Source organism: Cellulomonas sp. P5_E12 (assembly GCF_054049315.1).
This window is the reverse complement of the sequence record NZ_JBFUMP010000006.1, coordinates 115,507-134,895: the sequence shown is the minus strand read 5'-3', so window position 1 is coordinate 134,895 and position 19,389 is coordinate 115,507. Positions and strand designations below refer to the sequence as shown.

The following is a 19,389-nucleotide window of genomic DNA, read 5'->3' as shown; positions in this document are numbered from 1 at the left end:
ACCGGGTGGGGCATTCAGGCGATCCTCAGCATGCCTGACGATGCTGACCCCATGGGACCGAGCGGCGGACCCGAGCTCGCGGCGGCCGGCCACGACCGCGCCGTCGGCTGGCTCGTCGCCGGTGCCGCCGGACTCCTCGCGCTCGCCGTCCGCTGGCACCTCGTCGGCGGGTTCGCGGGGCTGCGTGGGTACCACGGCTATGACGACGGCGTGTACTACTCGTCGGCGGTCGCCTTCGTGCACGGCAGGATGCCCTACCGGGACTTCCTGCTGCTCCATCCGCCGGGGATCATGCTCGCGCTGACACCGTTCGCGGCCCTCGCGCGGTGGACCGGCGACTCCACGGCACTCGCAGCCGCGCGCCTCGCCTTCATCGTCGTCGGCGCGCTCAACACCGTGCTCGTCGCGCGTCTCGCGCGGCGCTGGGGCATCGCCTCCGCGGTCGTCGCCGGCACCCTGTACGCCGTCTCCTCGGCGGCGGCCTACGCCGAGCGGCTCACGCTGCTCGAACCGCTGGGCACCCTCACGGTGCTGGCCGCCGTGTCCCTGCTGCTCCGAGCCCGCACGTCGGACTCCCCGCGCTGGTGGCTCTACGCGGGAGGCGCCGCGCTCGGGCTCGGCCCGGTCGTCAAGATCTGGAACGTCGTCCCCGCCCTCGTCGTCATCGCGTGGCAGGCCTACCCGCACCAGCTCCGGTCCGCGCTGCACGTCGCCGCCGCGGCGACCGCGTCCGCGCTCCTCGTGGTGCTGCCCTTCGGTCTGAGCGCGCCGGGCACGATGTTCCGTCTGCTCGTCCTCGACCAGCTGGGCCGAGCCCGGACGCCCGGCACCATCGCCACCCGGCTCGAGGGCATCGTCGGCGTGGACGCGACCCTGCCGACGGCGTCGGCGTCGGTGCGCGCCGCGCTGATGGCGAGCATCTGCGTGACGGTGACGACTGCCGCGGTCGTGGCATGGCAACGGGACCGGGGCCGGCTGTGGGTCGTCCTGCTCGCGGCGGAGACGGCCGTGATCCTCGCCTCGCCGTCGTACTACAACCACTACGCGGCGTACTCGGCGGCGGCCGTGCCCCCTCGTCCTGGCCGCGGCGGTGTCGCTGATCCCGGCGCGCCAGCGGGCCGGGAGCGCTGCGCTGGCGTGCCTCGCGCTCGGCTTCGTCACCGGCGCCTCACGAGCGCCGACGCTGCCGGCCTTCCCCGTGGCGCAGGTGCGCGAGCTGCTCCCGGCGTCGGGCTGCATCGAGTCGGACTCCCCCGGCGCGCTGGCGGTCCTGGACGTCCTGTCGAGGGACGAGTCACGCGGCTGCGACACGCGCGTCGACGTCTCGGGGCAGACCTACGACCTCGGGAGCCGCGACCGTCGCGGCCGACCCGTGCCCCGGATCCGCAACGCACGCTGGCAGCACGACGCCGCGGCGTACCTGACCTCGGGATCGGCGGCCGTCATCGCCCGGACCACCGGCGACGCCTTCGACGCCGCGACCGTCCAGCGCCTGCGCACGCGCTCGACGCTCGTGCAGGTGCACGGCGTGGAGGTGCTGCTTCCCAGGCTCGCTCCTGCGCCGGCACCGCCGTGAGCTCGGCCGACGGCCTCCCGTGGACCCGGTCGACCACGGCACCCAGGGCGTAGTGGTGGAAGCTCGTCATCTCGCCGTGGGCGCCGGTGAGTCATGCCAGCAGCTGGGCCATCTTCTTGGCGACGAGCTCGGTGGCGCGCCGCGGGGCGAGCCGCGACAGGCGGTCGAGCGTCCTGGCGTCGCTGCCGATGCAGACGCGGTACGGGCCGGTGCGGACGGCGTCGACGATCTTCGCCGCCGCGACGGTGGGCTTGGTGAGCGACGACTCCATGGCCGAGGTGTCTGCGCCCGCCCCCGGGATCGCCGAGCCGGAGTTCTCCGCGATCCCGGTCGCCACACCGCCGGGGAACACGACGGTCACCGCGACCGGGGTGCCGCGCAGCTCGGCGTACAGGGCCTCGGTGAACAGCTTGACCGCGGCCTTCGACGCGCCGTAGGCGGCCTGCCCGGGCACGGGCGCCAGCGCGCCCATGCTCGAGACGTTCACCAGGGACGCCGCGGGCCGGGCCTGCAGCTGAGGCAGGAACGCGGTCGTCATGTTGACGACGCCCCAGAAGTTGACCGCCATGACCTTCTCGATCTCGGCGTGCGTCAGGTCGGCCACCTTGACGAACTTCTGGATGATGCCGGCCACGTTGATCAGCCCGTCGACCTGCCCGTGCGCGGCCGCGACGTCACCGACCAGCGCCGACACCGCGGCCTCGTCGCTGACGTCGACGGTGTGCAGCGTGAGCCGGTCGGTCGCGCCGGCCAGCCGTGCGGTCTCGGCGAGGGCGTTCTCGCGCAGGTCGACCGCGGCGACGCGACCGCCCTGGTTCAGCAGGGCGAGGACGACCTCCCGGCCGATGCCGTTGCCGCCGCCCGTGACGACGAAGACGCGACCCTGGATCTCCACGGCCGTCAGCTCTTGGCCATGTGGCGGGCGGCGCGCAGCCCGAAGACGGCGGCCGGTCCGATGGTCGAGCCCGGACCCGGGTAGGTGCGGCCCATGACCGACGCCGAGTTGTTCCCGGCGGCGTACAGGCCCGGGACGACGGTGCCGTCCTCGCGCAGGGCGCGCCCATCGGGGTCGGTGACGACCCCGCCCTTAGTGCCGAGGTCGCCGAGCACGACCCTGTACGCGACGAACGGACCCTTCTCGATCGGGCCGAGGTTCGCGTTGGGGTGAACCGTCGGGTCGCCGTAGTAGCGGTCGTAGGCCGAGTTGCCGCGGCCGAAGTCGCCGTCGACGCCGGACCGGGCGAAGCCGTTGAAGCGCCGCGTCGTGGCCGCGAGGCGGTCGGGCTCGACGCCGATCTTGCGGGCCAGCGCGGCGATGCTGTCGGCCCTCACCTCGATGCCCGCCGCGCGCATCGCCTTGACCGCGCGGGGGTCCATGGCGAACGTGCGGAAGTAGCGCCGGATGTTGCGCGCCTCGAGGATCAGCCAGTACGGGCCGGCGCCCCCGTCGCGCTCGAGCATGTCGTGGCCGAGGTCGACGTAGGACTCGGACTCGTTGGCGAACCGGTCGCCGACGGAGTCGACCATGATCGAGTACGGCATCGAGCGCTCGCCGACGATGAAGGACGGGCGGCCCTCGGGCGGCGCGGCGAGCGACGCACCCCACCACGCCTCGTCCATGAGCTCGACGGCCACGCCGATCTCCTGCGCGGCGGCGATCGGGACCCCGATGTTGCCGAGGTTGCCCGAGGGGGCGCCGTCGATGCCGTGGTACTTCTGGCGCCAGTCCGTGTTCCCCTCGAACCCGCCGCCCGCGAGCATGACGCCGCGGTTCGCGCGGATCGTCACCGGCCCGCCGTCGCGCTGCACGCGGATGCCGACCACACGGCCGTCCTCGACGAGCAGCTCCTCGAGCGGCGAGCTCAACCAGAGCGGCACGCGGCGCTGGACGACGAGCGCGTGACCGAACGCGGTCGCCCACGCGTTGCCGATACCGACCAGGCGCTTGCCCGTCACCACGCCGCCGAGGATCMGCGAGACGACCTTGACGCCCCGGACCATGCCCGACGGCGTCGACCAGGAGCGGCTGAGCAGCCAGACGTCGTCCGTCTTCGCGGGCAGCGGCACGGCGCCGCGCAGGGTCTGCCACCACGATCCGAGGATCTTGGAGTCGAGCGGCTTGACCTCGATCGAGCGGCCGATCTTGCCGCCGGGAAGCTCGGGGTAGTAGTCGGGGTAGTCCGTCGCGCGGGCGAACGTCACGCCGAACTTCTCCGCCGTGGTCACGAAGTCGTCGACGCCGTCGACGAACGCCTCCTTGCGCGCGCGGGTCGAGGCCAGCCCGACCTCGCCGACGCATGCGTCCAGGTAGGTCAGCGCCTCCTCGCGGGAATCGCCGACGCCGTCGCGGTGCATGAGCGGGTTGTCGGGCATCCACATGCCACCCCCGGACATCGCGGTCGAGCCGCCCCACTTGTCGGTCGACTCGACCATGAGCACCGACAGGCCCTCGTCGACGGCGCCCATCGCCGTGGCCAGACCAGCTGCTCCGGTGCCGACGACCACGACGTCGTAGGTGTGCTCCTGCGGGCTCTTCGGTGCCATCTCATGCTCCCAGCTCGACAAACCGGACAACACTGTCCGGATCTAGGATGCAGCATGCCTCCCGCCCGACGCGCAGTCAACCGTGGCCCCGCCGCGGCACCCGAGAACCGTTCCGCGATCCTCGAAGCGGCGCGACGCCTGTTCGCCGAGCGCGGTTTCCTTGTGCCGCTCAGCACGATCGCGAAGGAGGCCGGCGTCGGGCAGGGCGTCCTCTACCGGCACTTCCCCACCCGGTTCGACCTGGCGTTCGCCGTGTTCGAGGACAACTTCGTCGAGCTCGAGGGCGCCGCCTCCGCGGGCGGCCCGGACGCGTTCGGTGCGCTGTGGGCGACGCTGCTCGAGCAGACGGTGCGCGAGGCCGCGTTCGTCGAGATGGTGGTCGAGGCCCGCCGGTCCCAGCCTGCCTACGACGGCGACGACCGGCTGCGCGCCCTCATCGAGCGCACCCTGCCCGAGGCGCGCGCCGCCGGCCGGGTGCCGGCCGACGTGGGGGTCGACGACGTCCTGCTGGCGTGGCGGATGATCTTCGGCGTCGTCGCGACGGCGGAGTCCGCTGTGGCGGCGCGCGCGGACGTGGATCGCGTCGTCGCGTTCTTCGATCCGAGCCGCTGACCCGTCGCGGCGCCAGACACGAACTCCGTTCGGGGGATGCGTCGCCCACGCTTGTGGCGTAGAACGGATCGCATGTTCGAAGAAGGACAGCTGTACGCCCCCGTCACCGCGGACGAGGACGGCAAGGCCACGGTGCACCTCGCCGACGACCACCCCGGTGCGAACGACCAGGAGTACCGCCGCCGCCGCAACGAGATCGCCGCGCCGGCGCTCGCGTGGCAGCCCGGCGACCCGGTGCCGCGCGTGGAGTACACGGACTCCGAGAACGAGATCTGGCGGACCGTGTGCCGTGAGCTGGCGCCCAAGCACGAGCGGCTCGCGATCCGCGGCTATCTCGAGGGTAAGGAAGCCCTCGACCTGCCGACGGACCACGTGCCTCAGCTCGACGAGGTCAGCGCCGGCCTCGCCCCCCTCAGCGGCTTCCAGCTGCACCCGGCCGCGGGGCTGGTGCCCCTCGACGTCTTCTACGGGTCGCTCGCGGACGGCGTGTTCCACTCCACGCAGTACCTGCGCCACCCGTCGCAGCCCCTGTACACACCGGAGCCGGACATCCTCCACGAGGTCGTGGGGCACTGCAATCTGCTCGCGAACCCGGCGATCGCCGAGGTCAAGCGGCGCGCCGGTGAGGCCGCGCGACGGTGCGAGACGCCCGAGGGCCTCCAGTACGTGGCCGACGTCTTCTGGTTCACCATCGAGTTCGGCGTCATGTACGAGAACGGCGAGCTGCGCGCGTACGGCGCTGGCCTGCTGTCCTCCTACGGCGAGATCGAGGAGTTCCGCGGCGCCGACATCCGGCCGGTGGACTTCGACCAGATGGCCACGCTGGCGTACGACATCAGCCACTACCAGCCGATCCTGTTCGCCTGCGACGGCATGGGCGAGCTCACCGACCGGGTGGCCGGGTTCTTCGCCGACTTCGACGACGACGTGGCGGCCCGGCTCGCACGCAACACTGCGCTGACCAGCTGACGCGCCCGCATGGACCAGCGGGGCGCCGACCACTGGGTGGTAAACCGCGACCGGTACGACCGGATGTACGAGCCGTTCCAGACCGCCCTGCTGTCCGCCGCCGGGATCCGCGGCGGCGAGCACGTGCTCGACGTCGGCTGCGGCTACGGCACGACGACGCTGGCCGCCGCGGCGCTCGCCCGACCCGGCACCGTCACGGGCATCGACGTGTCGCCCACCATGCTCGCCCTGGCACGAAGGAGCATGGCGGGCTCAGCGGGCACGAGCACCGTCTCGTTCGTCGAGGACGACGCCCAGACCCACCCCTTCCCGCCGTCGACGTTCGACGTCGTGGTCTCACGCTTCGGCGTGATGTTCTTCGACGACCCGGTCGCCGCGTTCACCACCCTCCGGCGCGCCACCCGACCCGGCGGGCGCCTCGCCTTCGTGTCCTGGCGGTCGCCCGCGTACCAACCGTGGCTCTGCGTCCCGGGCGCGGCGGTCGCGCGCTACGTCGAGCTCCCTGACCTGACCAACAGTGGCGGACCGGGCATGTTCGGCCTCGCCAACCCCGACCGCGTCCGGGCCGTGCTCCAGGCCGCGGGGTGGACGGCCGTCGAGCTGGACCCCGTGACAGCTCCGCTCCGCGTCGGGAGCTCGCCCGAGGATGCCGTCGCGTTCCTCCGGAGCGGATCCCTCGGTCGCCGGGCCCTGGACGGCGCCGACGAGGACGTCGAAGCGCGCGCGCTGGCCGAGGTCCGGGCGGCGCTGGCTCCGTACACCCAGCCCGACGGAGTCCGGCTCGACGCCAGCGTCTGGCTCGTGCACGCGCGGGCGTGACCGATCGCCGGTCAGACCGGCTGCCGGTCCCCCACGAGCATGTGCTGCCTGAAGAACCCCGCGAGCTCGTCCGTCGCGTCGAGCGGCAGGACGGCGGCGACGTACTGGTCGGGCCGGACGACGACGACGCACCCGCCGCGATCCACGCCGCGCCGCTCGAAGATGTCGTCGTCCGGGTGCGTCGCGAAGACCTTCTCGTAGTCGACGAGACGGAACGGCCCGGTGCGCGGGCGGAACAGCTCCGGCACGGCCGAGATGTCCACGTCGACGTGCCGCTGCTGGTACACAACCTTGACGTCGACGACGCTGTCGAGGTCCTCGCCCGCGTGCCGGTGGGCGCGCACCGGCGAGTCCGGCGACCCGGCCATCCACTCGGCCCACGCGGTCAGCGCGGCGGCGTCCCCGTCGGCGAACGCGTACACGCGCCAGCGGCCGTCGGCGACGTGCTGGTGCCCGAGATGCAGGGGGTTCGCGTCGGCGACGCGGACGACGGGGGCGGCCTTGAACCGCTTCCCGACGGGGAAGCCCGTGGCGAGCTCCTGGTGGTCCGGCCCGGCGACGAGCATCGACGGCGGGTACTCGGTCATGAACCCGAACAGGAACTCGGTCGTCCGCACGTAGAAGTCCGCGAGCTCGGCGGGGTCGGTGAACTCCTCCGGCTTCTTCGCCATGAGCGCCGACCACTGCTTGTCGAAGTCGATGAGGTTCTGGGCAATGACCTGACGCTCGGCGGAGTAGGTGGCCAGCAGGCTCTCCGGGCTGCGCCCGGACAGGACGTAGCCCAGCTTCCAGCCGAGGTTGAAGCCGTCCTGCATGGACACGTTCATGCCCTGGCCGGCCTTGGCGCTGTGGGTGTGGCAGGCGTCGCCCTCGATGAAGACGCGCGGGCTGCGCGTGCCGATCTGTTCGAGCGGGACGTCGTCGAACCGGTCGGTGACCCGGTGGCCCACCTCGTAGACGCTGTGCCAGGCGACGTCCTTCACGTCCAGGGTGTACGGGCGCAGGATCGCGTTCGCGTGGCCGACGATCTGCTCGACCGTCGTGCTGCGCAGGGCGTCGTGGTTCTCCGGCCGGACCTCGCCCAGGTCCACGTACATGCGGAACAGCTGGCCGCCCTCCCGCGGGATGAGCAGGATGCTGCCGCCGGAGCCGGACTGGATCGCGCACTTCTTGCGGATGTCCGGGAAGTCGGTCACCGCGAGGACGTCCATGACCCCCCACGCGTGGGCGGCGCTGCCGCCCTGCGGCGTGCAGCCGATGGCCCGCCGGACACCGCTGTGCGCGCCGTCGGCGCCGACGACGTACCTCGCCCGGACGACCTTCTCCTGCCCGGCGTCCGGGCCCGACGTGCGCACGAGGCGGACGGTGACCGGGTGCTCTTCGCCGTCGTCGATCTCGAGGTCGCGGAACTCGTAGCCGTAGTCGGGCGTCATCCGCGTCGGGGCGTTCGCCATGAACTCGGCGAAGTAGTCGAGCACGCGGGCCTGGTTGACGTACAGGTGGGGGAACTCGCTGATCCCCGACGGGTCGTCGGGCGTCCGCTCCCCTCGGACGATCCGCGTGGGGTCGGCCGGGTCCGGGTGCCAGAAGCACACCTCCATGACGCGGTAGGACTCCTCGGCGATCCGCCCCGCGAAGCCGAAGGCCTGGAACGTCTCGACGCTGCGCGGCTGGATCCCGTCCGCCTGGCCGATCGCCAGCCGCCCCTCGCGGCGGTCGATGATCCGCGTGGTGATGTGCGGGAACTGCGACAGCTGGGCGGCGGTGATCATCCCGGCGGGGCCCGTGCCGACGACGAGGACGTCCACCTCGTCGGGGAGCTCGTCGGGACGGTCGAGGCCGACGCCTGCCGCGGGCTGGACCCGCGGGTCGCCGGAGACGTAGCCGTGGTGGTGGAACTGCATGGGACCGACTCCCCTGACGCCGATGTCGAGGTGTGACGGATCGTATACTATCGCCCCGAGCCGCAACGATGCCGCTGCGGTCTACCTGGTCCGGGAGGCCCTGCTCCATGCCGACGGTTTCCGCGCACGTCGCGGTCACGCTCGCCGCCCACGTCGACCACGTCTTCGGGGTCATGGGCAACGGCAACGCGTACTTCCTCGACGCCCTCACGTGTCAGACCGACGCGCGCTTCGTCCCGGTGCGGCACGAGGCGGGCGCCGTGGTCGCCGCCGACGCCTTCCACCGGTCCTCAGGCAGGCTCGCCGCGGCGACGACGACGTACGGCGCCGGGTTCACCAACACCCTCACGGCCCTCGCCGAGGCCGTGCAGGCGCACGTGCCGCTCATCCTCGTCGTCGGCGACGAGCCGACGTCGGGGCCGCGCCCCTGGGACGTCGACCAGATCGCGATGGCCTCGGCCGTCGGGGCCCGCACCTACACCGTGGGTCGCGCGGACGCCGCCGCCACCACCGTCATCGCCGTCGAGCACGCCCTGACCTACCGGGTGCCCACCGTGCTCGCGATCCCCTACGACGTCGCGACCCTGGACACCGGCCCCGTGCCCGAGACGCCGACCCCACGGCTGCCTCCGCCGCTCGCCGTGCGCGGGGCGTTCGCCGACGGCGTCGTGCGGGAGATCGCCGCGGCCCTCGCGACGGCGCGCCGCCCGCTGCTCCTGGCAGGCCGCGGCGCGTGGGTGGCCGACGCGGGCAAGGCGCTCGGCGCCATCGCCGACGCCACCGGCGCCCTGACGGCGACCACGGCGCTCGGGCGCGGGGTCTTCCCCCGGCCCGAGTTCGACCTCGGCGTCGCGGGCGGGTTCGGGGCGGAGGGGGCGATGGAGCTGGTGCGCGAGGCCGACGTCGCGGTCGTCGTGGGCGCCTCGCTGAACCAGTTCACCATGCGTTTCGGCGACCTCTTCGCCCCCGGGTGCCGGGTCTTCCAGGTCGATGTCGCGCCCGCGGCGACCCATCCGCACGTCGGCGGGTTCGTCCGCGGGGACGCCGCGGTCGTCGCCGAGGCGATCCTCGGTCGGCTCGAGGGCGCCGCGCCGAGCGGGTGGCGCGAGTCCGTCGACCTGACGACCGCCCGACGGCACGAGCCCGGGGACGGTATCGCCGCGGACGGGCGGCTCGACCCGCGCTCGGCCGCCGCCCGTCTGGCGGAGCTGCTGCCCGAGGACCGCGTGGTCGTCTCGGACGGCGGCCACTTCCTCGGCTGGTCGAACATGTACTGGCCGGTGACCGCACCGGACCGGATGGTCATGGTCGGCACCGCGTTCCAGGCGATCGGGCTCGGCTTCCCCAGTGTGGTGGGAGCGGCGCTCGCTCGGCCCGAGGCCACGGTCGTCCTCACCACCGGCGACGGCGGCGGGCTCATGGCGCTGTCCGACCTCGAGTCGGCGGTGCGGGTCGCGGGCGGCCGCGGGATCGCGGTCGTGTGGAACGACGGGGCCTACAGCGCGGAGATCCACCTCTACGCGCGCAAGGGTCTGGCCCGGGAGCCGATGCTCATCCCGGACGTCGACTTCGCCGGCGTGGCCACCGCGCTCGGCGCCCAGGGCGTCGCCGTCCGCTCGGTCGAGGACCTCGACGCGCTGGCTCGGTGGAGCGCGCGCCCGGCGACCGAGCGTCCGTTCCTGCTCCTCGACCTGCGAATCTCCGGCGCCGTGGTCGCACCGTTCTGGGAGGAGATCTCCCAGGCGAGCGGCTGACCATGCCGACCACAGCCGTGACCGCGACCTACGGAGAGAGGGAGCCCATGACCCCCCGCCACCTGCCCGCCGACCTTCCCGAGCGCATCCAGCACTACGTCGGCGGCGAGCACGTCGACTCGGCGGACGGCGCGACGTTCGAGGTGCTCGACCCGGTCTCCAACGAGACGTACGTGCACGCCGCGGCCGGCAAGGCGGCGGACGTCGACCGCGCCGTGACCGCCGCGCGGCGGGCGTTCGACGACGGTCCGTGGCCGCGGATGCTGCCGCGCGAGCGGTCGCGGGTCCTGCACCGCGTCGCCGACATCGTCGAGTCGCGCGACGCCCGGCTCGCCGAGCTCGAGAGCTTCGACTCCGGCCTGCCCATCACCCAGGCGCTCGGCCAGGCCCGCCGGGCGGCCGAGAACTTCCGATTCTTCGCCGACCTGGTGGTCGCCCAGACCGACGACGCCTTCAAGGTCCCCGGCCGCCAGCTCAACTACGTCAACCGCAAGCCGATCGGCGTCGCCGGGCTCATCACGCCGTGGAACACGCCGTTCATGCTCGAGTCGTGGAAGCTCGGCCCCGCGCTGGCCACCGGCAACACCGTCGTGCTCAAGCCCGCGGAGTTCACGCCGCTGTCGGCGTCGCTGTGGGCCGGGATCTTCGAGGAGGCCGGCGTGCCCACGGGCGTGTTCAACCTCGTCCACGGCCTCGGCGAGGAGGCGGGCGACGCGCTGGTCAAGCACCCGGACGTCCCGCTGATCTCGTTCACGGGTGAGAGCCGGACCGGGCAGCTCATCTTCGCTAACGCGGCGCCGCACCTGAAGGGCCTGTCGATGGAGCTCGGGGGCAAGTCCCCCGCCGTCGTGTTCGCCGACGCCGACCTCGAGGCCGCGATCGACGCGACGATCTTCGGGGTGTTCTCGCTCAACGGCGAGCGGTGCACGGCGGGCAGCCGGATCCTCGTCCAGCGCGAGATCTACGACGAGTTCGTCGAGCGCTACGCCGCCCAGGCGAAGCGCGTCGTCGTCGGCCCCCCGCACGAGGCGACCACCGAGGTCGGCGCGCTCGTGCACCCCGAGCACTACGACAAGGTCATGGGCTACATCGAGATCGGCAGGACCGAAGGTCGGCTCGTCGCCGGTGGCGGGCGGCCCGACGGCTTCCCGACCGGCAACTACGTGGCACCCACCGTCTTCGCCGACGTCCCGGCGGACGCCCGGATCTTCCAGGAGGAGATCTTCGGCCCGGTCGTCGCGATCACGCCGTTCGACACAGACGAGGAGGCGCTCGCTCTCGCCAATGGCGTGAAGTACGGGCTCGCGGCCTACATATGGACGAACGACCTGCGGCGGGCGCACACCTTCGCCCAGGGGGTCGAGGCGGGCATGGTCTGGCTCAACAGCAACAACGTCCGCGACCTGCGCACCCCGTTCGGCGGCGTGAAGGCGTCGGGCCTCGGACACGAGGGCGGGTACCGCTCGATCGACTTCTACACCCACCAGCAGGCCGTGCACGTGACGCTCGGCGCGGCGCACAACCCGACCTTCGGCAAAGGACACTGACGTGAGCACGTCCACCGACCCCATCCCGACGCCGTCGTCCCCGCCGCCCGACATCCTGCGCGCCGCCTCCATGGAGCTCGTCGTCACCGACCTCGCCGCGTCGCGCCACTTCTACGTCGACGTCCTCGGCCTCGTCGTGACCGAGGAGGACGACCGCGCCGTCTACCTGCGCAGCCACGAGGAGTTCATCCACCACAACCTGGTCCTGCGCACGGGTCCCGTGGCGGCGGTCGCGGCGCTCTCCTACCGCGTCCGCGCCCCGGAGGACCTCGACAAGGCGGTCGCGTTCTACACCGAGCTCGGGTGCCGGGTCGAGCGGCGGGCGGACGGCTTCGCCCGGGGCCTCGGCGACTCGGTGCGGGTCCAGGACCCCCTCGGGTTCCCCTACGAGTTCTTCCACGACGTCCAGCACGTCGAGCGGCTCGCGTGGCGCTACGACCTGTACACGCCGGGCACCCTCGTGCGCATCGACCACTTCAACCAGGTGACCCCCGACGTGCCCCGGGCCGTGAGGTACCTGGAGGACCTCGGCTTCCGGGTGACCGAGGACATCCAGGACGAGGCGGGCACCACCTACGCCGCGTGGATGCGCCGCAAGCCCACCGTCCACGACACGGCGATGACCGGCGGCAACGGCCCGCGCCTGCACCACGTCGCCTTCGCCACCCACGAGAAGCACAACATCCTGGCGATCTGCGACAAGCTCGGCGCGCTGCGGATGTCGGACCGGATCGAGCGGGGACCCGGTCGCCACGGCGTGTCCAACGCGTTCTACCTGTACCTGCGCGACCCTGACGGGCACCGCATCGAGATCTACACGCAGGACTACTACACCGGCGACCCGGACAACCCCGTGGTCACGTGGGACGTGCACGACAACCAGCGCCGTGACTGGTGGGGCAACCCGGTCGTCCCCTCCTGGTACACCGAGGCGTCCCTCGTCCTCGACCTCGACGGCACCCCGATGCCGGTCGTCGCGCGCACGGACTCCAGCGAGATGGAGGTGACGATCGGGGCCGACGGGTTCTCCTACACCCGCAAGGGGGACGCTCCCGAGGAGCTGCCGAGCTGGAAGCAGGGCGAGTACAAGCTCGGGCACCAGCTCTGACGCGCGCTCCCCGCCGATCGGCTCAGGCGTCGTCGGACGCGCTCTCGGCCTGGCGCCGCGCGACGCCCGTGTGCACGGCTGCCGTGAGCAGCCGGACCCCCGCACCGATCAGGACCAGGTTGAGCACCATCTGCACCATGACCATGATCCGCGCGCCCTGGCTCGTGGCGGTGATGTCTCCGAACCCGACGGTGCTGAAGATCGTGAGCGTGAAGTACAGGCTGTCCGTCCGGGTCAGGCCCTCGACGTTGAAGTTGGCCGGGTCCGCCTGCGCCATGAGGTAGTAGCCGGCCGCAAAGAGCACCAGGAACACCGGCACGTACTCGGAGAGCGACTCGACGGCGCGGATCGTCGGCGTCCTGGAGTTCGTGATGGACCGGATCTCCCAGGCGCCCCACGCCGCGAGAAGGACCAGCCCGACCGCCAACGGCAGCCAGAGCGGAAGACGCGCCACCAGGTCCATCGGGAGGACGTAGTACACGGCGATCACGAGCGTGGCGGACACCAGCACCCGCAGCAGGACGCGGAGGAGGAGCCGGCGTCGCTGCCGCGCCGTCTGGACCTGCTCCTGACCCATACCCAGCCTCCGGATGCTTTCGGGGATCGCTTGCCGAGCACCTTTTCATGCGGTCTGCGTGATGTCAGCCGATTGGTGCCGACCTAGCGTCGACGCGAGGACGACATTCATGAGTTCCGTCGAGGGGATCTGAGCATGAGCGAGAACCGCAGCGACCTGGCAGTGGGGCTGAGCGTCTTCGCCGGCGTGATGCTGATCATGGTCGGCGTGCTGCACGCGATCCAGGGTCTGGTGGCGCTGTTCAACGACACGTTCTACGTGGTCGGCAAGGAGTGGGTCTTCGAGTTCGACGTCACCACGTGGGGATGGATCCACCTCCTGGTGGGCATCCTGGTCGCGTTCGCGGGCTTCTTCGTGTTCCGGGGCGCCGTGTGGGCACGCACCATCGGCGTCATCGTGGCCGTGGCGAGCGTGGTCCTGAACTTCGCGTGGCTGCCGTACTACCCGGTCTGGAGCCTGATCATCATCGCCCTGGACGTCTTCGTCATCTGGGCACTCACCGCTCACGGGCGCGACGTCGCCGCCTGACGGTTCTCTGACCTCCCCGCACGTCCCGCGTCATCCATGACCCCGAGGGGTCGAGATCGAAAGAAGGTCCCATGAACACGTTCGGACAGTGGCTCTGGCTCTTGATCTGGTGGTTCTTGTTCTTCGCCTACCTCGTGATCTTCTTCCAGATCCTCAGCGACCTGTTCCGCGACAAGTCGCTGGGCGGCTGGGCCAAGGCCGGGTGGATCATCGCGCTGGTGTTCGTGCCGTTCCTGTCGGCGCTGATCTACATCATCGCCCGCGGCGACGGCATGGGCCGTCGGCACGCCGAGGCGCTCGGCCAGGCCAAGGCACAGACCGACGCCTACATCCGGCAGACCGCCTCGACGTCCTCGCCGGCCGCGGACATCGCGGCCGCGAAGTCCCTGCACGACTCGGGTGCCATCGACGACGCAGAGTTCGCGGCGCTGAAGGCCAAGGCCCTCGCCTGACCCGGGTCCAGCCCTTCCCGACGAATCGCCCCTGCCCATCGAGATCTGGGCAGGACTGGTGAGTCCTCGAGCTGCGGCTCTCGGAGACCGAGAACGCGGCTGAGGGTCGCGGCGGCGGCGGCGCAGGTCGCCGCCCGCCGCCGCGGCCAGGCGGGGCGTTCGGCGTCTGCACGGCGTCACCACCCCCCTGGACCGATGCCAGGGATCCGACACACGACACGGGCGGGCAACAGCCTTGGACTACACCGATCGACTGCTCCACCTCGCGCTCAACGACACGAGCCCGGGCGAGCACGGCTTCGAACCCGAGGTGCTCGACGCGAAGGTGGTTGCCCTCGTCCGCCTCGCGGCCCTGATCGCCATCGGTGGCGCGGTCCCCACCTACGGCGCCGAGGTGGACAACGCCGTGAGCGCCGGCGCGACGACCGCGGAGATCGTCGACGTGCTGGCGGCAGCGATCCCGATCGTCGGTCTGCCGAGCGTCGTCGCGGCCGCACCCAAGGTCGCGCTCGGGCTGGGCTACGACCCGTTCGACCCCGAGCTCACGACGGAGTCGTGACCGCTACTGCCCCAGCAGCCTCATCGCCACTGCTCGCCCGACCGCTGCGTTCCGTGAGCTGACGCCGAGCTTGCGGTAGATGGAGCCGATCTGGGAGCTCGCCGTGTTCCGCGAGACGTGGAGCCGTTCGCCGATCTCCGCGATCGTCAGGTGCGTCTGCAGGTAGGGCAAGATCCGCAGCTCGGCAGGGGTCAGCGGCGAGGTGCCCGGCGCGCCCGCGCCCCCGCCGACGCTCGGGGCGAGGACCGTGCGCAGACCAGCCACCTCGCGGAGCAGGTCCCCCAGGTCCGGTCGACGCATCAGGACGTCGTCGATCTCGCGGAGCAGGTGGCGCGCGGCCACGCGGTCCCCCGTCGCCACACAGGCGAGGGCCATGTGGACCCGGGCCCGCACGGCCAGGAACGGGATCGCGTAGGTGCAGATCGGTCGGGCGCGCATCGCCCTCGTGAGCTGTCGACCTGCCTCCTCGACGTCGCCGCGGTGCACCTGGAGGCGCGCTGCCGCGGCGAACCCCAGGACGGCGACCGCGTAGTCGTCGATGCGGTACGCGGCGACCAGCCCGAGGACGCGGCTCACCCGGTCGGCCGCGTCGTCCCACCGCCCGCCGTCCATGTCGAGCAGCGCCAGCTCGGACTCGATGAGCACGACCCGGACGACGTTGCCGTCCCGCGTGGCGGCCGCGGACGCCTCGTCGAACAGCCGGGCCGCCTGCGTGCGATCACCCAGCAGGAGGCTCGCCTCGCCCTGCAGCATCAGGGCCTGCGACCGCCAGACGCTCCACCGGGGCTCGGATGCCGCCGCGAACGCGCTGTCCGTCCGCATCTGCTCGGGCCCGCCGGCGCACATCAGCGCCCGGACCATGGCCCGACCCGAGTCGAACGAGGCCGTACCGTCCTCCGGCAGCAGGTCGAACGTCGCCTCGTCGAGGATCGCCGACCACCGCTCCGCCTCGGCGCCTCGTCCCGTGAGCACGGCTGCCTGGGTGGCGAGCACCACGAGCGGCGGGTATCCCGCGATCGCCTCGTCTCCCAGGGTGGCCAGCCATCGCTCGGACGTCGACATCTGACCGGCCTGGTACGTCGGCATGCTCAGTGCGGTGACCAGGTGGACGGACCGCTCCCGCTCGGTGGTGCTGAGCAGGTGCTCGAGCGCACGCACGGGCGACCCGTGGGCCTCGAACCAGTCCGCCGCGCGCAGGTGCAGCTTCATGACGATGTCAGGCTCGACCCGGGCGAGCTCCCCCCGCAGGAACTCCCGGAACAGGGCGTGGTACCGGTACCAGCCCCGGCGGCGGTCGAGCGGGACCAGGAACACGCTCGAGGACTCCAGAGCGCGCAGCGTCTCCTGCGCCCCCGCCTCGCCCGAGCCGCCCGGCGCACCGACCACCGCGTCGCACAGCGAGGCGTTCATCTGGTCGAGCACCGACGTCCGGCGCAGGAACTGCAGGGTCTGGCCGGGCAGGTGCAGCAGCGCCTCACGTTGCAGGTAGTCGGAGACGAACCGATCGTCGCCGGTGACCGCGGCGGCCGCCTGCCGGCCGCCGTCCCGGGCGATCAGGGACGCGAGGTAGATGCCCACGGGCCATCCCTCGGTCCGCTGCGTGACGAGGTCGGCCTCCTCGGGCGTGACCTCGACGTCCACAGAGGCGAAGATCTGCTCGGCCCCTGCCGCGTCGAGCGCGAGGTCTTCCGCGAGGATCTCGACCACATCGCCCTCGGTGCGCAGCAGCGGCACGAACGGCTGCGCGGCGCGGCTGGCCGCGGCGATCTGCGACCCCGGCGGCACGCCGGCGACGAGGATGCCGAGCACGTCGTGGCAGATCGGCGACCGGAGCTCGTGCAGGTCGTCGAGCACGAGCAGGAACGGCTCCTCGCTCGACCTGAGTGCCGCCGCCAGGCGCGGCGCCCCGCGGCCGAGCACCGAGTCGCCGGGACCGACCATGTCGGCCACCAGCTCCTGGTCGCGCCCTGTCGCCCGGACGAACGCGGACGCCAGCAGCGTGAGGAAGCCGACGGGATCGTCGTCGAGCCGGTCCAGGGACACCCAGGCGACCCGCCGCTCCTCGGCGGCCACCCATTCGGAGAGCAGGGAGGTCTTCCCGTAGCCCGCCGGCGCCGTGATCGCCACCGCGCGGCACCCGCTCCGACGAGCCCGGTCGACGAGCGCGGCGCGACTGACCGAGCCGGCACGCGGCCGCGGCGCACGCAGCTTCGCGTCGAGGAGGACGGCATCCAGCTCGGCGCTCGCGCTGGCCCTGCCTGGCTCCTCGCTCACGTTCGCAGAGTACGGGCACGGCTGGTCCGCGCACGGGACGGATCGCGGGGACGGACGAAACGCCCGGGCTCCGACGCGCGGGCCCATGCTGGACAGCGGGGCACTCGGCCGCCAAGGTGTCGGTACATGTCGACCACGACGTGGTCGACGAGCAAGGACCTGAGAGGGGCCCCCGTGTCAGAGCCGCAGGAGAACGCGACCGTCGAGGAGACGTCAGGCAGCCCCCGACTGGCGATCCTGCTGGCCATGGCGATGTTCGTCCTGGTGGTGGACACCTCGTTGATGAACGTGTCGATCTCTGCCGTGGTCAACGACCTGGGCACGACGGTCAGCGGCGTCCAGTCGGCGATCGCGCTCGAGGCCCTCGTCTCCGCCGCGTTCATCCTGATCGGCAGCAAGATCGGCGATCTCTACGGCCGCAAGAAGGCGTACATCGTGGGCCTGCTCGCCTATGCGGTGGGCGCGTCCGCGATGGCCCTGGCGCAGAGCCTGACCGCGATCATCGTCTTCTGGGCGATCATCGGCGGCCTCGGCGCGTCCTTGCTCCTGCCGGCCATGCAGTCCCTGATCCACGGCAACTTCGCGGGAGCCGCGCAGCGCAAGGCCTACGCGCTGGTCGGGGCGGCCGCCGCGATCGCCGCCGGCGTCGGCCCCCTGATCGGTGGCTTCATCACGACCTACCTGTCCTGGCGCCTGGCGTTCCTGCTCGAGGTCGTCGTGATCGCGGTCGTGCTGTCCGGGATCGGCCTGGTCAAGGACGTCCCGTACACGGGGCCTCGCAAGATCGACTCGGTGGGAGCCGTCCTGTCCGTCCTGGGCATGGGTGGGGTCGTGCTCGGCATCCTCGTGTGGCAGGAGGGTGGCGAGTCCGTCCTCGCGATCCTGGCGGTGGGCGTCGTCGCCCTCGGCTCGCTCGTCTACTGGCTCGCCCGGCGCAAGCGGCAGGCCAAGCCGACGCTGATCGACCCGGACCTGTTCAGCTCGAAGGTCTTCCGCTTCGGCATCACCCAGCAGACCCTGCAGCAGATCGCGCTGGGCGGCACCATGATCGCCCTGCCCATCTACCTGCAGATCGTGCTGGAGTACAACGCGATGCAGGCAGGTCTGTCCCTGGCTCCGCTGTCCCTGAGCATGTTCGCCGTCGCCGTCCTCGCCGGAAAGAAGGCCGGGACGCGCAACCCCAGCGGCATCATCCGGTGGGGCTTCGCCCTGCTCGCCGCCGGCATCGCCCTCGTGCTGCCCATCGTCCCGCGGGCGGACTCCGGGTGGTGGCTGGTGATCCCCCTGATCATCGCCGGGTCCGGTCTCGGCCTGCTGGTCTCCCAGCTGAACAACTACACCCTGGCCCCGATCTCCGAGGAGCGCGTGAGCGAGGCGGCCGGCGTCAACTCGGCGGCGGGGTCCTTCGGGCTGTCGTTCGGACTGGCGTTCGCCGGCGCGATCCTGCTGGCCGCCCTGTCGACCATCTTCACGTCGATGGCGTCGGAGAGCACCGTGCTGTCCGCGCCGGAGCAGACGGAGGTCGCCGACGTCCTCGAGCACGACGCCGAGGTGATGAGCAACACCGCCCTCGACGCGCTGCTCGTCGACGAACCGCCGGCCACCCAGGACGAGATCATCCGGATCAACACCGAGGCGCGCCCGCTGGCGCTCCAGATCGCCATGCTCATCCCGCTGCTCGCCGCGCTCACCGGGCTGACGATCTCGTTCCGCATGACGCGCCTCCCCCAGGCACCACCGACGGCGCCCGTCGAAGCCGCCGTCTGGGGCTGACCGGCACAGACCCGCACGTCAGGGGCCCGACACGCCGGATGGTCGACAAAACCTCAATATCGGGCACGGTCCTGCCGATACATACCGCGGGGCAGGCATACGCGAACCCGCCGGATGGAGCCACCCCGCTGGAGGAGACCGTGACAGGTACCACGCAGCACCACACCCCGACGCCCGCCACAGGCGTGGGCGCGCTCACGCATCGCGAGCGCGTCGTCCTGGCGGAGCTCGGTGAGGACATCACCCTGGAGGAGATCGCCCGCCGGCTGTGGGTCACCCGCAACACGGTGAAGTCTCAGCTCCGCAGCGCCTACCGCAAGATGGGCGTGTCCACGCGCGCCGAGGCGGTGGCCTGGGCGCAGGCCCACGGCATCTGACCCACTTCCCGTGAGA

The 19,389-nt window shown here is 71.9% G+C and carries 17 protein-coding genes; 12 read left to right on the top strand and 5 right to left on the bottom strand.

What is annotated here, in order from left to right; all coding sequences use genetic code 11:
- The first annotated feature begins 51 nt into the window (after positions 1-51).
- Complete coding sequence (locus ACXJKA_RS07040) at positions 52-1,629, top strand: glycosyltransferase family 39 protein (protein ID WP_456824473.1); 1,578 nt, start codon at positions 52-54, stop codon at positions 1,627-1,629.
- A gap of 38 nt (positions 1,630-1,667) precedes the next feature.
- Here the strand turns inward: ACXJKA_RS07040 and ACXJKA_RS07035 are convergent, their stop codons facing one another.
- Both ACXJKA_RS07035 and ACXJKA_RS07030 read right to left on the bottom strand, forming a co-directional pair.
- Positions 1,668-2,471 (bottom strand): SDR family NAD(P)-dependent oxidoreductase, encoded by an 804-nt coding sequence (locus ACXJKA_RS07035; RefSeq protein ID WP_456824472.1) that lies wholly within the window; start codon positions 2,469-2,471, stop codon positions 1,668-1,670.
- Positions 2,472-2,476: 5 nt separating this feature from the next.
- Complete coding sequence (locus tag ACXJKA_RS07030) at positions 2,477-4,120, bottom strand: FAD-binding protein (RefSeq protein ID WP_456824471.1); 1,644 nt, start codon at positions 4,118-4,120, stop codon at positions 2,477-2,479.
- Between the two features lie 54 nt (positions 4,121-4,174).
- Here ACXJKA_RS07030 and ACXJKA_RS07025 point away from each other — a divergent pair, with 54 nt between their 5' ends.
- The 3 genes from ACXJKA_RS07025 to ACXJKA_RS07015 all read left to right on the top strand — a co-directional run bounded on the left by ACXJKA_RS07025 (position 4,175) and on the right by ACXJKA_RS07015 (position 6,520).
- Positions 4,175-4,732 (top strand): TetR/AcrR family transcriptional regulator, encoded by a 558-nt coding sequence (locus ACXJKA_RS07025; RefSeq protein ID WP_456824470.1) that lies wholly within the window; start codon positions 4,175-4,177, stop codon positions 4,730-4,732.
- 72 nt (positions 4,733-4,804) lie between these two features.
- Positions 4,805-5,701 carry a phenylalanine 4-monooxygenase gene (locus ACXJKA_RS07020; protein ID WP_456824469.1) on the top strand — a complete coding sequence of 299 codons (897 nt, stop codon included), beginning with the start codon at positions 4,805-4,807 and terminating at the stop codon, positions 5,699-5,701.
- Between the two features lie 9 nt (positions 5,702-5,710).
- Positions 5,711-6,520, top strand: a complete 810-nt coding sequence (locus ACXJKA_RS07015; protein WP_456824468.1) for a class I SAM-dependent methyltransferase — start codon at positions 5,711-5,713, stop codon at positions 6,518-6,520.
- A gap of 11 nt (positions 6,521-6,531) precedes the next feature.
- Here the strand turns inward: ACXJKA_RS07015 and ACXJKA_RS07010 are convergent, their stop codons facing one another.
- The gene (locus ACXJKA_RS07010) at positions 6,532-8,424 is read right to left on the bottom strand and encodes an FAD-binding monooxygenase (RefSeq protein ID WP_456824467.1); all 1,893 of its coding nucleotides are present in this window, start codon (positions 8,422-8,424) and stop codon (positions 6,532-6,534) included.
- A gap of 107 nt (positions 8,425-8,531) precedes the next feature.
- On the opposite strand from ACXJKA_RS07010, the gene ACXJKA_RS07005 reads away from it, so the two are divergent.
- The 3 genes from ACXJKA_RS07005 to hpaD are packed head-to-tail and all read left to right on the top strand — an operon-like array spanning position 8,532 to position 12,833.
- The gene (locus tag ACXJKA_RS07005) at positions 8,532-10,178 is read left to right on the top strand and encodes a thiamine pyrophosphate-binding protein (RefSeq protein WP_456824466.1); all 1,647 of its coding nucleotides are present in this window, start codon (positions 8,532-8,534) and stop codon (positions 10,176-10,178) included.
- A gap of 47 nt (positions 10,179-10,225) precedes the next feature.
- A complete protein-coding gene (hpaE, locus tag ACXJKA_RS07000) occupies positions 10,226-11,725 on the top strand; it encodes a 5-carboxymethyl-2-hydroxymuconate semialdehyde dehydrogenase (protein ID WP_456824465.1) in 1,500 nt (499 codons plus the stop codon).
- A gap of 1 nt (position 11,726) precedes the next feature.
- A complete protein-coding gene (gene hpaD / locus ACXJKA_RS06995) occupies positions 11,727-12,833 on the top strand; it encodes a 3,4-dihydroxyphenylacetate 2,3-dioxygenase (RefSeq protein WP_456824464.1) in 1,107 nt (368 codons plus the stop codon).
- Between the two features lie 22 nt (positions 12,834-12,855).
- Here hpaD and ACXJKA_RS06990 read toward each other — a convergent pair whose 3' ends face one another.
- Positions 12,856-13,410, bottom strand: a complete 555-nt coding sequence (locus ACXJKA_RS06990) for a potassium channel family protein (protein ID WP_456824463.1) — start codon at positions 13,408-13,410, stop codon at positions 12,856-12,858.
- A gap of 135 nt (positions 13,411-13,545) precedes the next feature.
- On the opposite strand from ACXJKA_RS06990, the gene ACXJKA_RS06985 reads away from it, so the two are divergent.
- From ACXJKA_RS06985 to ACXJKA_RS06975, 3 genes are all read left to right on the top strand, one after another.
- Positions 13,546-13,938: a DUF7144 family membrane protein gene (locus tag ACXJKA_RS06985; protein ID WP_456824462.1), complete on the top strand. Its 393-nt coding sequence runs from the start codon at positions 13,546-13,548 to the stop codon at positions 13,936-13,938.
- A 71-nt stretch (positions 13,939-14,009) separates the two neighbouring features.
- On the top strand, positions 14,010-14,390 hold the full coding sequence (locus tag ACXJKA_RS06980; RefSeq protein WP_456824461.1) for an SHOCT domain-containing protein: 381 nt from the start codon (positions 14,010-14,012) through the stop codon (positions 14,388-14,390).
- Between the two features lie 235 nt (positions 14,391-14,625).
- Complete coding sequence (locus ACXJKA_RS06975) at positions 14,626-14,949, top strand: carboxymuconolactone decarboxylase family protein (RefSeq protein ID WP_456824460.1); 324 nt, start codon at positions 14,626-14,628, stop codon at positions 14,947-14,949.
- A 3-nt stretch (positions 14,950-14,952) separates the two neighbouring features.
- Here ACXJKA_RS06975 and ACXJKA_RS06970 read toward each other — a convergent pair whose 3' ends face one another.
- A complete protein-coding gene (locus ACXJKA_RS06970) occupies positions 14,953-17,223 on the bottom strand; it encodes an AAA family ATPase (protein ID WP_456824459.1) in 2,271 nt (756 codons plus the stop codon).
- A 246-nt stretch (positions 17,224-17,469) separates the two neighbouring features.
- On the opposite strand from ACXJKA_RS06970, the gene ACXJKA_RS06965 reads away from it, so the two are divergent.
- Positions 17,470-18,996, top strand: a complete 1,527-nt coding sequence (locus ACXJKA_RS06965; protein WP_456824620.1) for an MFS transporter — start codon at positions 17,470-17,472, stop codon at positions 18,994-18,996.
- Positions 18,997-19,136: 140 nt separating this feature from the next.
- The gene (locus ACXJKA_RS06960; RefSeq protein WP_456824458.1) at positions 19,137-19,373 is read left to right on the top strand and encodes a LuxR C-terminal-related transcriptional regulator; all 237 of its coding nucleotides are present in this window, start codon (positions 19,137-19,139) and stop codon (positions 19,371-19,373) included.
- Positions 19,374-19,389 lie beyond the last annotated feature (16 nt).